Source organism: Acidimicrobiales bacterium, from assembly GCA_041394185.1.
In the GTDB taxonomy this organism is placed as follows: domain Bacteria; phylum Actinomycetota; class Acidimicrobiia; order Acidimicrobiales; family Poriferisodalaceae; genus JAAETH01.
On the sequence record JAWKIQ010000003.1, the window covers coordinates 182,038 to 195,357 of the forward strand.

The 13,320-nt window shown below is 64.5% G+C and carries 13 protein-coding genes; all 13 read right to left on the reverse strand.

The features are described from left to right. Positions 1 to 20: 20 nt before the first annotated feature. Positions 21 to 1,244 (reverse strand): transcription termination factor NusA, encoded by a 1,224-nt coding sequence (gene nusA, locus R2770_14340; GenBank protein MEZ5281635.1) that lies wholly within the window; start codon positions 1,242 to 1,244, stop codon positions 21 to 23. Next, a complete protein-coding gene (rimP, locus tag R2770_14345; protein ID MEZ5281636.1) occupies positions 1,241 to 1,744 on the reverse strand; it encodes a ribosome maturation factor RimP in 504 nt (167 codons plus the stop codon). The genes nusA and rimP overlap by 4 nt, the downstream gene beginning before the upstream one ends. Before the next feature lie 137 nt (positions 1,745 to 1,881). Then, positions 1,882 to 3,087, reverse strand: a complete 1,206-nt coding sequence (gene ispG / locus R2770_14350) for a flavodoxin-dependent (E)-4-hydroxy-3-methylbut-2-enyl-diphosphate synthase (GenBank protein MEZ5281637.1) — start codon at positions 3,085 to 3,087, stop codon at positions 1,882 to 1,884. 29 nt (positions 3,088 to 3,116) lie between these two features. Further along, complete coding sequence (locus R2770_14355; protein MEZ5281638.1) at positions 3,117 to 4,370, reverse strand: site-2 protease family protein; 1,254 nt, start codon at positions 4,368 to 4,370, stop codon at positions 3,117 to 3,119. 65 nt (positions 4,371 to 4,435) lie between these two features. Next, positions 4,436 to 5,614 (reverse strand): 1-deoxy-D-xylulose-5-phosphate reductoisomerase, encoded by a 1,179-nt coding sequence (gene dxr, locus R2770_14360; GenBank protein ID MEZ5281639.1) that lies wholly within the window; start codon positions 5,612 to 5,614, stop codon positions 4,436 to 4,438. Positions 5,615 to 5,627: 13 nt separating this feature from the next. Beyond that, positions 5,628 to 7,565, reverse strand: a complete 1,938-nt coding sequence (locus tag R2770_14365) for a phosphatidate cytidylyltransferase (GenBank protein ID MEZ5281640.1) — start codon at positions 7,563 to 7,565, stop codon at positions 5,628 to 5,630. Positions 7,566 to 7,640: 75 nt separating this feature from the next. Beyond that, positions 7,641 to 8,207 (reverse strand): ribosome recycling factor, encoded by a 567-nt coding sequence (frr, locus tag R2770_14370; protein MEZ5281641.1) that lies wholly within the window; start codon positions 8,205 to 8,207, stop codon positions 7,641 to 7,643. Further along, a complete protein-coding gene (gene pyrH / locus R2770_14375; protein ID MEZ5281642.1) occupies positions 8,204 to 8,899 on the reverse strand; it encodes a UMP kinase in 696 nt (231 codons plus the stop codon). Before pyrH ends, frr begins: the two co-directional genes overlap by 4 nt. Before the next feature lie 38 nt (positions 8,900 to 8,937). Continuing rightward, entirely contained in the window at positions 8,938 to 9,732 is a 795-nt protein-coding gene (gene tsf / locus R2770_14380) for a translation elongation factor Ts (GenBank protein MEZ5281643.1), read from the reverse strand. A gap of 136 nt (positions 9,733 to 9,868) precedes the next feature. After that, positions 9,869 to 10,765 carry a 30S ribosomal protein S2 gene (gene rpsB, locus R2770_14385; protein ID MEZ5281644.1) on the reverse strand — a complete coding sequence of 299 codons (897 nt, stop codon included), beginning with the start codon at positions 10,763 to 10,765 and terminating at the stop codon, positions 9,869 to 9,871. Positions 10,766 to 10,843: 78 nt separating this feature from the next. Continuing rightward, positions 10,844 to 11,485 (reverse strand): M23 family metallopeptidase, encoded by a 642-nt coding sequence (locus R2770_14390; GenBank protein MEZ5281645.1) that lies wholly within the window; start codon positions 11,483 to 11,485, stop codon positions 10,844 to 10,846. Between the two features lie 69 nt (positions 11,486 to 11,554). Further along, the gene (locus tag R2770_14395) at positions 11,555 to 12,346 is read right to left on the reverse strand and encodes a FliA/WhiG family RNA polymerase sigma factor (protein MEZ5281646.1); all 792 of its coding nucleotides are present in this window, start codon (positions 12,344 to 12,346) and stop codon (positions 11,555 to 11,557) included. Between the two features lie 13 nt (positions 12,347 to 12,359). After that, positions 12,360 to 13,313, reverse strand: coding sequence for a tyrosine-type recombinase/integrase (locus R2770_14400; GenBank protein ID MEZ5281647.1), 954 nt, complete (start codon positions 13,311 to 13,313; stop codon positions 12,360 to 12,362). Positions 13,314 to 13,320: the final 7 nt, after the last annotated feature.

Below are 13,320 nucleotides of genomic sequence, written 5' to 3' on the forward strand. Positions count from 1 at the left end.
TGGCTGGCGTGGAGCGGCCCTCAGGCCTCGTCTTGATCGCCCTCTGGGTCGGGCGAGGCTTCGTCATCTTGTGCCGGGGCCTCGCTATCGGCTGGCGCGCTGGCCTCGACGACCTCGACGGCCTCACCGGATTCGTCGGCTTCGCTCTCTTCGGCGTAGGCGGTGGCGGTCAGCACCTCACCACCATCGGCAGGCTTCCAGACGTACTCGCCGGTTTCGGGATCGGTGACCCATTCGCCCTCGGCCCATTCCTCACCCTCGTAGCCGGCTTCTTCGTCGGCCAGCTGGGTCTCGCTCTTGATGTCGATACGCCAGCCGGTCAGGCGTGCTGCGAGACGAGCGTTCTGGCCCTCGCGGCCGATGGCCAGAGAAAGCTGATGATCGGGCACGATCACCTCGGCGGTGCCCTCCTCTTCGAGGAAACGCACCTCCTTGACCTTGGCAGGCGAAAGGGCCTTGGCGACCAGCTCGTAGGGCTCGTCGGAGAACGGGATGATGTCGATCTTTTCGCCGCGCAGCTCGTTGACCACCTGACGCACACGCGCTCCGCGTGCGCCGACACAGGCGCCGACGGGGTCGACGTTGGGATCGTTCGACCACACCGCGATCTTGGTGCGATGCCCGGGTTCGCGAGCACAGGCCTTGATCTCGACCGTGCCGTCGGCGATCTCGGGAACCTCGAGCTTGAACAGCTCGCGGATGAGGCCCGGATGGGTTCGGCTGACCACGATCTGGGGACCCTTGGCGGTCTTGCGCACCTCGACGATGTAGGCCTTGAGGCGGCTGTTGGGCTCTGGGCGCTCGTAGGCGACCTGCTCCGACTGGGGCAGCAGGGCCTCGACGCGGCCCAGGTCCAGAAGCGTGTAGCGCGAATCGGACTGCTGGATGATTCCGGTGACGATGTCGCCCTCTCGACCTGCGTACTCCTCGTACTTCATGTCGCGCTCGACTTCGCGGATGCGCTGGGTCAGCACCTGACGGGCGGTCTGCGCCGCGATGCGTCCGAAGTCGGCGGGGGTGTCGTCCCACTCGCGGGTGACGTGACCGTCCTCGTCGATCTCTTGTGCGATGACCCGGATGTCGAAGGTCTCGTCGATGATGACGTATGCATGGTCGGCCGCACCGGGCATGCGCTTGTAGGCCGACTCGAGCCCGTTGGCCAGAGCCTCCAGCAACACATCGGTACTGATACCGCGCTCGGCCGCCAGGGCCTGTAGCGCTTCCATCATGTCAGGTGTAGTCATGAGCTTGCCTTGTTCCGCGAGCTGGATTGGTTGCCCTTGCCCGGCTTGGGGGCTGGACCCCATTCAAAGATCGTCTTGGCCTTGTCGATGTCGGCGAACGCGACGATGACCTCGCCAGCGTCGACGTCGAAGACCGTGACTTTGTCGTGATCGGCGGCCACCAACTCTCCGTGGAGTCGGCGCCGGCCTTCTGGTGTTCTGATGGTGACCGAGACGGTTTCGCCTACGGCCATCGAGAAGTGTTCGGGGGTGCGCAGCTTGCGCTCGACCCCGGGTGTAGAAACCTCGAGCACGTAGGCCCCGCCGCCGATCTCGGCCTCGTCGAGGGCCAACGAGATGGCCCTGGAAACCGATTCGAGTTCGTCGATGCCCGCACTAGACCCGCCCACGCCCGACAGCGAGATGCGCAGCGTGTTGCCCAAGCGCTCGACGTCGTAGAGTTCGAGCGATTCGGCCTCGGCCAAAGGACGCGCCAGGTCGGCGATGCGTTGTGTGTCCATTGCTCACCTGTCCTTTCGCGTCGTCGGCCGTGGGTTGTGCTGGACCGCGTGGCCCATATAGGTGCCTTAAGTGCGAAGGAGCGTGGGCGAACCCACGCCCCGTCGAGGCAACCTAGGACGATACCGCCCTTTCGGGCCTACTGGGCGGTCTTGGACCGGATCAACTCGACCACCTGCTCGGAGCTGTTCGCGTCGGCGCCTTGGATGTCGAGCAGGGCAGCGCGGTCGGCCTCGGCCTCTGCGGCCGCGCTTTCGTCCTTGTCTGCCAGCGCTCCCTCGACGCCGACCTCGGCGATGCGTTCGGCCCACTCGACCAGCGCATCGACCATCTCGGCCTCGGGAACCACCCTGACGACCTCGCCCTTCACGAACAGATGGCCACGCTTGCGACCCGCGGCAATACCCAAGTCGGCACCCTTGGCCTCACCAGGCCCGTTGACCACACAGCCCATAACGGCCACCTGCACCGGCAGGTTGCGGCCCTCGAGAGCCCGTTGGGCCTCGTTTGCCACCGCGATCACATCGACCTCGGCCCGACCACAAGACGGACATGCGATCAGGTCGAGCCCCGAGCGTTCGCGCAGGCCCAAAGCCTCCAACAGCTGGCGGCCTACCTTGGCCTCCTCTACCGGGTCGGCGGTGAGGCTGTAACGAATGGTGTCGCCGATGCCTTCCAGCAACAGGGTGGCGATGCCGGCCGTGGCCTTCATGATGCCCGCAGGCGGAGGGCCGGCCTCGGTGACACCGAGGTGCAGCGGATAGTCCACCGTGTCGGCCAGCAGTCGGTAGGCGCCCACCATCAGTGGAACGTCGCTGGCCTTCACCGAGATCTTCACATTGTCGAAGCCGACCTCTTCGAAGTAGCCGAGCTCGCGCTTGGCCGACTCGACAAGGGCCTCGGGCGTCATGCCAAAACGCTCTTCGATATCGGGGTCGAGGCTGCCCGCGTTGACCCCAATACGAACCGGCACTCCCCTGTCGCGCGCCTCGGATGCGACCGTTCGGATGTGCTCTGGTTTTCGGATGTTGCCCGGGTTGAGGCGCAGGCAGTCGACACCGGCCTCGAGAGCGGCCAACGCCAGCTTGTACTGGAAGTGGATGTCGGCCACGATCGGAACCGGCGACCGAGGCACTATGCGTGCCAGCCCCTCGGCGGCCTCGACCTCGTTGCACGTGCAACGAACAATGTCGGCGCCAGCGGCTGCCAACGAATAGATCTGCTCGAGGGTGGCGTCCACGTCGGCGGTCTTTGTGGTGGTCATCGACTGCACGGTCACCGGCGCACCACCGCCGACGGGCACCTTGCCCACCATCAACTGCCGGGTCTGACGACGTTCGTACATGCCGCCCAGCGTATTGCGCGCGCCGGGTCTTACAGCCTGATGGGGTTGGCGATATCGAGCCAGATTGCGCCGAGACCGAACAGCACCATCAACAAGAACACCGCGTAGGTGATGGGCAGCAGCTTGTTGACGTCGACGACGTAGCGCTCACCGCGCCGCGACCTGATGCGCTCGTAGGTGGCGATGGCCAGATGCCCGCCATCGAGGGGAAGCAAGGGCAACAGGTTGAACACCCCGACGAAGATGTTGAAGATCGCTAGCCACTGGATCGCCTCGACACCGATCTGACGGCCGACGTCGACAGCCCCGATGACCGACACCGGGCGCGACTCGAGGTCGATCTGGTCCTGGTTGCCCGGAGCGGTGAAGACATTGTCGACGTAGCCGCCGATGTTCTGCACGAACATGCCCATGCCCTCGAACACCCGCCCGACCCACATCGGGAACTCGGTCACCGATCTGGCGGCGGCTCCCCCGATCGACTCCTTGTCTCGGTAGGTGTCCGCAATCCACCCGACTCCGAGATATCCGATCGTCTGGTCTTGGGGGTTGACGCCCAGCGTCGCCTGGGTGCTGATCGTCTGGCCATCACGGTTCAAGACGATCTCGACCGTCTCGTTTGGCCTCTCCGAAACGACAACGCGCAGATCTTCGAACGTCGGCACTACCACGCCGTCGATGCTGACTATTCGGTCGCCCTCTTGCAGCCCGGCCGCCTCGGCCGCGGTCTGTTGGCCCGGCGTAGCGATGGCCCACGACTCTTGCGAAACCAGCTTCTCTTCGCCGATGAAGGCGTAGTAACCGAAGAACAACGCGATGGCCATGATGAAGTGCATCAACGAACCTGCGGTGATGACCAGCACCTTGCGCGGGTAGGTGGCGCGGCGGTATGTGCGGCGCTCGTCGGCAGGGTCGACCTCCTCGAGATCGTTCATGCCGATGATCTTCACGTAGGCACCGGCCAGGATCGGCTTGAGGCCGTACTCGGTCTCGCCCCTTCGGAACGAGAAGATGCGAGGGCCGAAACCGATGAAGAACTCGGTGGCTTTCATGCCGGTCAGCCGAGCTGTCAAGAAGTGGCCCATTTCGTGCATGAACACGAAGAACAAGATCGCCAGCACCAGCACGAACACGATCGGCGACCAAACCGCCAGCACACCCAACATGCCCAAGACGATGAACAGTCCGGACAAGCCGGCGTCTTCGGGGTCTGGCGTCGAGGCGGGCGCGGGCTCGCCGATGTCGGCTGGGTCGAAGTCTCGCTGCTCGTCGTGGATCGTCACGTCTTCTCCGGAAAACTCTTCGTCGATTGTGCCCGACAAGACGCCCGATCGGGCATCGCCTCTATCTATCGATCCAGATCTGCGATCAGTGAGGCGGCAACCCGACGTGAGCGCGCGTCCGTATCGACTACAACCTCTGCGGAGGTCGCTTCTGTTCCATCGTGAAGATCGAGCGCCCGGTAAAGGACTTCCGCGATCGACGACCAACCAATACGTCCGTCCAGGAAGGCCTGCACGGCCACCTCGTTGGCGGCGTTTACCCAAGCCGGTGCCGTGCCGCCCATCCGGCCGGCCTGGTAGGCCAGGTCGAGGCACCTGAAGGTCTGGCGATCGGGCTGCTCGAAATCGAGCCGCGCCAGCTGGGTCCAATCGATGCGCCCAAAGGGGGTTGCGATGCGGTCGGGGAAGGCCAGTGCGTAACCGATGGGCAACTTCATGTCCGGCATCGAAAGCTGGGCGATCGTCGAACCGTCGGTGAACTCGACCATCGAATGCACCACCGACTGGGGATGAACAACAACGTCGATGTCGTCGTATGCGACGCCGAACAGCTCGTGGGCCTCGATGACCTCGAGACCCTTGTTCATGAGAGTCGACGAATCGACGGTGATCTTTGGCCCCATGGCCCACGTGGGGTGAGCAAGGGCCTGATCTCGCGTGACCGATGCCAACTCGGCGGCGGTCTTTCCCCGGAAAGGCCCTCCTGACGCGGTCAGAAGCAGCCGCGAGACCCGTTCGGTACGCCCCGACCCATCGACTCGCCCCGAGCGCAGGCATTGGTGGATGGCGCAGTGCTCGGAATCGACGGGAACCAACTCGGCGCCGGGAACCGACCGCAGTGGCTGCACCACCGGACCCGCCGCGATGAGCGACTCCTTGTTGGCCAGCGCCAGGCGGCGCCCAGCCCTCAACGTCGACAGGGTCACGTCGAGACCGGCAAAGCCCACAACTGCGTTGACGGTGACATCGGCAAGCCCGGGAAGGTCGCTGAGCGCCTTGGTGCCGGCCACGACCTCGATATCGGCCGGAAGTGCCCCCCGAACCTGGTCGTACAGGCTCTCGTCGACGATGGCAGCGACGTCGGGGCGAAACTCCAAAGCCTGCGCCACCAAGGTCTCGACCGAACGCCAAGCAGCAAGCGCAGCGATTCGATAGCGCTCGGGCTCGGCCCTGACCACATCCGCGGTCTGAGTGCCGATGCTGCCCGAGCAGCCCAGCACCGCAACCGAGGTCAGGTCACCCATCGACCGGATCGGCTCAGAGTCCGAGATGCAGATCGCGTGCCAAGGCCAGGTAATAGACCGCGGGCAACACGAACAACATGGCGTCGAAGCGGTCGAACACCCCGCCATGCCCCGGCAGGGCTGTGCCCATGTCCTTCACCCCGAGATCGCGCTTGATGAGCGATTGGGCCAGGTCACCCAGCGGTGCCATCACCGCGACCACTATGCCCAACAGCAGCGCGTCGAGTTGGCTGTCGCCGCTCCAGGGCATGAGCCCAGGCCATATCCCCAGACCAAAGGTCACCACCAGCACGGCGAAGATCATGCCGCCGATGAGACCCTCGTAGGTCTTGTTGGGGCTTATGTGTGGCGCCAGCCGACTTTGACCGGTGGCCCGGCCGATGAACAGACCCGCCGTGTCGTAAGTAGCGGTACCGATGATCGCACCGAACAAGATTCCCGAACCGTGGGGCATCTCGAGAATCAGCGGCACGAACGATCCGAGCAATCCCACCCACAGCACCCCAAAAAGGGTCACCGAGATGTTCGCCGCAGGCCGATCGTGGTCTACCCCGAACAGGAACCACAACAACGAGAACACCGTGGTCAGCACCAGAACCAGGGGAATCGCCGCAATGCCCTCGAAGTACGCGGCCAACGAGAGCCCGGCCACCGACACCAGACCCAGCAAGGTCGCAGGCCGATAGCCGACATGGCGCACCGACATGAAGAACTCGCTGGCCGCCATCACGAGCAGCGGAACCACCAGCAGCATGGCCCAGCCCGGCCCTCGATCGACCAGGAACAGGAATGCAGCCACCAGCGTCGCGGCAGTAGCGATGGCCACCGGCATGTTTCGCCCGCCCGACGGGGCTGGCGGCCCGCCGTCGTCGGTTCCGTCGTCGAAGTGCAGCACGGTCCTCTCCGCAGAGTCAGACGAATCATGATCTCCCCAGTCCTTGGCGCCTTCGCGCCAAAGTGGGGCCTGCTGATCGAGAACCGACCAGGCAGCGAGCTCGTCTTCGCCATCACCGCCGGACGCCGGAGCGTTCTGCGGAGGCGCCTCCGAGGGCACAAAAGCGGGCTCTATCGGAGCCACAAGGGCAACATCGGGCGTTGGCTCGGCCGAGGGAACACCTTCATCAGGCTCGTGTGGAGCCGGGCCGCCGAAGCGCCCTTCGCCGACATCGACAATAGGCAGCGGACCGGTGTCAACGGCAGGAGGCTCTGGCTCCACCGCCACAAACGGGACCGAATCAGCCTCGTCCTCGTACTCGTCTTCGTCGAGGCTGTACCCACCACCGGCCTCGTCTTCGTCGAGGCTGTACCCACCACCGGCCTCGTCTTCGTCGAGGCTGTACCCACCGCCGGCCTCGTCTTCGTCGAGGCCGATGTCCAAGAGTTGGTCGAGTTGGTCGCTCATGGGCTCGATCGGCACCGAAGGCTCGAACAGCCCGCGGGTCTCGGCCTCGCCAGACCCGTCCGGCGTGGCCGATTCACCAACCCAGTCATCCGACGCGAACACCTGATCGGCGGAATCCTCGAGATCGGGAACCGAGTCGAGTCCGGGGATGGACCCGCGGCCCTCAGACGGTGAGAGTTGGTCGTCGTCGGGCGAATCGGCTTTCGGCTCGGCCCAGCGAGGGGTAGGCAGGTCGTCAGCGGGGATGCTGGGGATGATCGACTCGATGGGTCCGGTGGGCGCCAGGTCGTCGATTCCATCGACCAGGGAAGGACCCACATCTATCCCGCTGGGACTCTCATCTTCTGCGATGCGAGGGTCGTCGGGAAGCTGAGGGAACAGACGAGAGCCACCCGCACGCTGGCCACCCTCGGGAATCTTCGGGATCTCGCCCGTGGCGGGCTCTGACCAGTGAGGCAGCGACGCCGTGTCGTCGAACGAGAACACCGGGCCGCGACGCTCGTCGTCGTTGTCCTCATCGGTGTTGCGATCGATGTCCTGGTCGTCCACGAAATCCTCCTCCCGACCGACGCCGGGTGGTTCGAGTGTGCCACGACCCCACCGTCGTTTCGTGGCAAGCCGAGATCAGACCTCGAGTAGCTCGGCTTCCTTGTGCTTGAGAGCGTTGTCGATCTCTTCGATGGAAGACGCAGTCTTCGCGTCGAGCTGACCTTCATAACGGCGAAGCTCGTCTTCTGACAGCTCACCGTCCTTCTGCATGGCCTCGAGATCTTGACGTGCACTTCGGCGCACATTGCGCACCGCCACGCGCGCCTCCTCGGCCATGTGCTTGACGACCTTCACCAGCTCCTGGCGCCGCTCGGTGGTGAGAGGCGGAAACACCAGGCGAATCTTGTCGCCGTCGTTACCCGGGTTGATGCCCAGATCCGAAGCCTGGATTGCCCGCTCGATGTCGCCCAGCGACGACTTGTCATAGGGCTGAACGATCAACATACGGGCCTCGGGAACGCTGAAGCCCGCCAACTGCTGAAGTGGAACCTCGGTGCCGTAGTAATCGACACGGATCTTCTCGACCAGGGCCGGGGTAGCCCGGCCCGTACGCACCGAACCGAACTCGCCTTGGGCGTGCTCGACGGCGCCGTGCATACGATCGACAGCGTCCTTGATGATCTCTTCGGCGAATTCGCTCACCTGACCAGCGTACCGATCGGCTCTCCCTGGACAACAGCCCTGAAATTGCCCTGCTCCATCACGTCGAACACGACGATGGGAGTGTTGTTGTCCTTGCACACGGCGATGGCTGCGCTGTCCATGACAGCCAGCTCGTTCGCAAGGACGTCGAGGAACGAGACCTCGTGATAGCGCGTCGCGGACGGATCGAGCCTGGGATCAGCGGTATAGACCCCGTCGATGCCCGAGTGGGTGCCCTTCAAAACGACGTCGGCATCGATCTCTGCTGCGCGAAGCGCAGCTGCGGTGTCGGTGGTGAAGAAGGGGTTACCCGTGCCCGCCGCGAAGATGACGATGCGACCCTTCTCGAGGTGGCGAACAGCGCGCCGCCTGATGTAGGGCTCGGCGATCTGGGCCATCCCGATGGCGGTCATCACACGCGTGGGTTGCCCGGCCCTTTCCAGAGCGTCCTGGAACGCCAGGGCGTTGATGACCGTGCCCAGCATTCCCATGTAGTCGGACTGGGCCCGGTCCATACCATCGGAGGCGCCGGAAAGGCCGCGCCAGATGTTGCCTCCTCCGACCACCAGGGCCACGTCAATCTGTAGATCGTTCTTGACCTTGGCGATCTCGCGGGCCAAACGATCGATGACCTCGTGGTCGATGCTTTCCTCGCGGGCACCAAGTGCCTCGCCGGAGAGCTTCAGCAGCACGCGCTGCCACCCTGTGCGGTTGGAGGAGGCCAAGGGGATCAGCCGCCGATTTCGATCTGGGCGAAACCGGCGATGCTGGCATCGCCGAGCATCTTGTCGATCGTGGTCTTCTCGTCCTTGACCCAACCCTGTTCGAGCAAGACACGCTCTTTGAACCAGCCGTTGAGCCTGCCTTCGACGATCTTTTCGAGCGCAGCCTCTGGCTTGCCCTCGTTGCGGGTGATCGTGGCGAGGGTCTCGCGCTCGGCGGCAACGTCGGCCTCGGGAACCTCGTCGCGGGTGACAAACGCGGGCCGCGAGAACGCCGCGTGCATGGCGACGTCACGAGCGAGTTCCTCAGATCCCCCATTCAGGTGGACGAGCACGGCGTTGACGCCGCGGCCGTTCTGAACGTGAACGTAGGCTTCGAGCGAATCACCCTCGGCAGCGTCGAATCGGACAACACGGCCCAACTCGATGTTCTCCTTGAGGGTGACGCGCATGTCGTCGATGGCCTCGTTCTTGGCAGCCGCAGCCTCTACGCCTTCGCTGATCACGAGGTCGAGGATCTCGCCCGCCAGGTCAATGAACTGATCGGACTTGGCAACGAAGTCGGTCTCGCACTTGAGTTCGACTGCCGCAGCCACCGAGCCCTCGACCCGAGCGGCTACGACGCCCTCGGAGTTCTCGCGATCGGAGCGGGTCGAAGCCTTGGCGAGGCCCCTTTCGCGAAGCCAAGCAGCAGCGGCTTCGAAATCGCCGCCATTTTCTACGAGCGCCTTCTTGGCGTCCATCATTCCGGCGCCAGACTGCTGACGCAGACGCTGGACGTCCTTTGCACTGAAATCGGCCATGGTGTTGTGTCCTTCGATGTGCCCACAGCCGGCGACCGCGGGCGCTAGTTGCTCTGGGCCCGGACCGGGCCGTCGTGGTGCTCGTGGGTGAAACGAGCGCGAATTGTTCTGCGGGTGGGTGACGACGAGAGGGCGATCAGCCCTCGGTCTGCTCGGTGGCTTCGGCCTCGACCTCGGGCTCAGCGACCGGGGCTTCGGCCTTGGCCGCCATCTCAGCTGCGATGCGGGCCTCACGCTCGGCGGCCTGAGCCGCAGCCTGAGCCGACGCTTCGGCCTGGGCCTGGGCGATGCGGGCCTCTTCTTCGGGAGTGCGGCTGGCGGTGGGAACCACGACGCCGCGCTTGGAAGCGATGAAGCGACCTTCGCGAACCGCATCGCTGACGATGCGGCACATCAGATCGGTCGAGCGGATCGCATCGTCGTTGCCGGGGATCGGGAAGTCGATGACGTCGGGATCGCAGTTCGAGTCGACAACCGCGATGACCGGAATTCCCAGCCGGTTTGCTTCAGCGACGGCGATGTGCTCCTTGACGGTGTCGAGAACGAAGATCGCGTCGGGCAGCTTCTCCATGTGGCGGATGCCGCCGAGGTTGCGCTGCAGCTTCTCGAGCTCGCGGCTCAGCAACAGCGCTTCCTTCTTGGGCATGCCGGCGAAGTCGCCCGCAGCCTGCATGCGCTCGTACTCGCGCATCTTCTCGACCCGCTTGGCGATGGTGCGGAAGTTGGTGAGCATGCCACCGAGCCAACGTTCGTTGACATAGGGCATTCCGGAGCGGCCGGCGTAAGTGCGGATCGGGTCCTGGGCCTGCTTCTTGGTGCCGATGAACAGGACCGTGCCACCCTTTGCAGACAGGTCGCGCAGGAAGGTATAGGCACGCTCGGTGCGCTTCATCGTCTGCTGGAGGTCGATGATGTAGATGCCGTTGCGCTCGCCCCACAAGAAGCGCTGCATCTTGGGATTCCAGCGACGGGTCTGGTGACCGAAATGGACACCTGCCTCGAGCAACTGACGCATCGTGACGACAGCCGACATTGGTTTCTCCTCTCCGACGGTTTAGGCAAGCACCGGGCCTGGGCGCGAGAGCGACCGTCGGAAAGGCCCGATGGATATTCACGGGGTTGCGCTGAGCGCATGGGCGGCACCCGGACGGGGGCCAGCGGACGATTGTAGCCGCGATCGGGCGTTTGTGAACACCGACTTGATGGCCCGCCCACGATCTACGGGCGCGGCCGGGGCGTTTGTGGGTGTGGCACCGAGGCCCGGCGGAGTCGGAACCAGCCGAACACTCACGAATGCGCCGAACAAGACCGCAGGGTCGACGTACGCGTCGCCGATTCGGGCCGACACGTGCAGGCGTGACGACGAGGTCGCGATGTGTTCGCCTCGGTTCACCGAGCGCCCCGTCGCAACGAGCACCTCGGCCAGTGGCCCGTAGCTGGTTCGCACGCCGTCGGGGTGTGAGATGGTCACCCACCTCTGACCTGCGACGGGCCCGGCGAAGGTGACCACTCCGGCTCCGGCGGCGGCGACGAAGGTTCCGGGTGCAGTGTCGAACTCGATGCCCCGGTTGCCTGCGCCATAGGGAGACGCCGGGGCCCTGAACGGGTCGGCGATGGGAGCCACCACAGGCCACTGATAGGGCCAATCTGTGCGAGGCACAGCGTCGGCGCCGGCCGCGGTCGCCCACTGTGGGATCAGCAGTAGAGCAGCGGCGCAGACCGCCAAACGAACGAATGAGAAGCGCCCGGCCATGGGCTTGCCTCCAGAAACTCTGTTTCGTCTTTGGGGGAAGCTGATGGCGGGGATTAGGTCGAGGCGAGCCTATCGGGTCGGACGCTGGGGCGAGCTGCGGTCACGTTCGGCGGCGGCCATGCGTTGCTTGAGGTGAACCACGGCCTTGGTGTGAATCTGACACACCCGGCTCTCGGTGACGTTCAGCACGGTGCCGATGTCTGCCAACGTCATGCCCTCGTAGTAGTAGAGGGCGAGGATCAGCTTCTCTCGTTCGGGCAGCCGATTGATCTCGTTGGCCATGATGAACCGCTGCTCATCGCTCTCGAAAGAGTCCTCGGGCTCGTCGGAACCGTCGCTCAGCACATCGCCGAGCGTCGAAGATTCGCCGTCGTCGCCCGAGAACGGGTCTTCGAGGGCCAACATTCCGGCCGCCGCAACCTGCTTGAGCATCCGCTGGATGGCCTCGAGCGTGACACCCAATTCGTCGGCCAGCTCGTCTTCGGTGGGCGCACGATGGTGCTTGGCGCTGAAGCGTTGATTGGCACGCTCGATCTGGCGGGCCTTGGCCCTCACCGAACGTGGAACCCAGTCGTAGCTGCGAAGCTCGTCGAGGATTGCACCCCTGATGCGGGCCATGGCATAGGTCTCGAACTTGAAGCCACGCTCGGGCTGGAACTTCGAGATCGCATCGATGAGACCGAACACACCGTTGGACACGAGCTCTGGCTGCTCGACGCTGCCTGGCAGACCAGCGGCCACACGGCTTGCGACGAACTTGACCAGAGGCGAGTAGTGCACGATGAGTCGGTCGCGGGCATCGGGGTCGCCGTGTTCGTGGTACCGCCGCCAGATTTCGTCGATGTCGGCGTATTGGCTCATCGGTCTTCCTGTGTCATGCCCGTGGGTGGCTCTGCTCGTACACCTCCCTCAGACGCTCTCGACTGACGTGGGTGTAAAGCTGCGTAGTACCCAGATCGGAATGTCCGAGCAGTTCTTGAACGCTTCGCAAATCTGCTCCGCCATCGAGCAGGTGGGTCGCATAGGTGTGGCGCAGCGCGTGAGGCGACGTCGGTGACGGTGCGCGAACGTCGAGGATGCGCCTGACATCGCGCGGGGTCAGAGGCTTGCCACGGCGGTTCAGGAACAATTCGTCGCCGCTGCGACCGCTGTGGTCGACGAAGCGGACCATGAAGGCCTGACGTCCGCTGTCGAGCCAACGCAGCAACAGATCGGCGGCGGGTTCGCTCATGGGAACACGCCTGGCTTTCGAGCCCTTGCCCATGACATCAACCGTTCGGTTGGCCAGGTCGAGATCTGAGGTGCGCAGGCCGCACAGCTCGGCCACCCTCACCCCGCTGCCGTACAGCAGCTCGAGCACCGTTGCGTCTCGGAGGTCCAGCGCTGCCATGCCGTCTTCGACGGCCTTGTCGACGGTTGCTTCGTGGTCGCCGAGTGTCTCGGTGATGGCCAGCAACTGGTCGAGCTCGTCGGGGCGCAACACACGCGGCAGACGAGAGGCCCCCTTGGGCGTCGACAGCCCAAGTGTCGGATCGGTCTGAACACGGCCGGTGCGATGCAGCCAGCCGTAATAGCGACGCAGCGACGACGCTCGTCTTGCGATGGTGCGCGGCGCCAAGCCCGACGTAGAGCAATAGGCGATGAAGCGGCGCAGGGTGAGCCGATCGACCGCGCCCGGCTCGGCGATAGAGCTACGAGCCAGCCACTCGACGAACGAAACGATGTCGGAGCGATACGAGTTCTTTGTCGCCTGCGACGCCGCGGTGAGGCTCGACACGAACTCGTCGAGCTCAAAAGCCCGGGGGATGTCTCGCGACGCCGTCACCATTGGATGT